The 475-nt window shown below is 51.8% G+C and carries 1 protein-coding gene; it reads left to right on the top strand.

Annotation, left to right across the window (positions count from 1 at the left end; all coding sequences use genetic code 11):
* Nucleotides 1-475 (top strand): acetyl-CoA carboxylase carboxyltransferase subunit beta (locus tag ACYVRA_RS08655; RefSeq protein WP_461252315.1); only part of this gene is annotated, 475 nt, incomplete at both ends.

A 475-nucleotide genomic window follows, 5' to 3' on the forward strand; every position in this document is an offset into this window, starting at 1 on the left:
GACAGCCGTGTTGTGATGGCAAGCATGGGCAGCGTCGTGGGCGAAAAAATTACAAGGGCGATTGAATACGCTTCGGCGAATAAATTGCCCGTGGTTATTTTTTCAGCGTCTGGCGGAGCGCGTATGCAGGAGGGGATTATCTCCCTTATGCAGATGGCAAAAACATCAGGCGCGGTCGCAAGGCACACGGAATCGGGGGGGCTTTACATTTCTGTAATTACGGACCCGACCACGGGCGGCGTTACCGCGTCCTTCGCGATGTTAGGTGACATTATTCTCGCCGAGCCGGGAGTTACCCTGGGTTTTGCCGGAAAACGCGTCATACAGGATACCATCGGCGCGGTATTGCCAGACAGGTTCCAAACGTCGGAGTTTGTTTATGAGCACGGTTTCATTGACGCGGTTATCCACCGCAAAGATATGCCTGAAAAAATCGCTCATATTATAAGGTTGCACGGCTATAAAGGAGGAAAAT

The sequence above is a fragment of the Treponema sp. R8-4-B8 genome (assembly GCF_054786175.1).